The following is a 768-nucleotide window of genomic DNA, read 5'->3' as shown; positions in this document are numbered from 1 at the left end:
GAGAGGGAGGGGGAGGCGGACGGGGCGACGGAGACGGGCCGGTCGGCACCGGCCGCGCGACGGCTTCCGGTGTCTCCCTGCCCGCCCGTTCCGGCGAGCTGCCCGACGGCCAGCGCGACGGACGCCACGACCGCCACGGCGGCGGCCCCGGCGAGGACCGTCCGCCGCCGCGGCCTGCGGGGCGCCGCCGCGGGCAGGGTCCGGACAACCGACTCGTCCCGGCCGGCCCCCGCGGCCCCCGCCGGGACCGCATCGCCGGCGGAATCGCTGGCTCCGGAACCGGCTGCGGACGTGTCCCCAGGGTCCCCGGGGCTTGTCGGCCCGAGCGCGGTCGGTCCCGGTTGCCCGGTCTCGGCGCCGGGTCCCGCGTCAGCCGCCGCACTGCCTCCCGCATCGCTCGGCCGGTCCCCGTCGGGCATCTGCCCGAGCTCCGCAGACGGCGACGCGGCGTTCCCGGCCGCGGCTTCGGACCGCGCGGAGTGGCTGCCGGCCTCCGGCCGCGCCTCCCGGTCGGCACCCGCCGTGCCCCGGGCACCGGCGCCGTGCACCGGCTCCGCGTCCGGGCCGTGATGGTCCGCCACCGTGGTTTCTGCCGCTCCGCCGCCCGGCTCCTCCCCGGCCGCAGCCGGGCCGGCCCCGCGCCCGGCCCCGGCATTGGGGACGCGGGCAGGGGCGTCGTCGGGACGGGCTCCGAGCCCGTCCCGGGAGTCGGCCGCCGCTTCGGGCCCCGCGGCGGCCCCGGCGCGGGGCTGCTCTGCGGGGTCCGCC

At 82.3% G+C, this 768-nt stretch carries 1 pseudogene; it reads left to right on the top strand.

Annotated elements, in window-relative coordinates:
• Nucleotides 1-479: 479 nt before the first annotated feature.
• Nucleotides 480-768, top strand: a pseudogene (locus GUY61_RS39480) (hypothetical protein); the annotation flags it as partial.

The sequence above is a fragment of the Streptomyces sp. GC420 genome (assembly GCF_009916105.1).
Taxonomy (GTDB): domain Bacteria; phylum Actinomycetota; class Actinomycetes; order Streptomycetales; family Streptomycetaceae; genus Streptomyces.
Note: the sequence above shows the minus strand (reverse complement) of the source record. Positions and strands in the feature narration are given on the sequence as shown.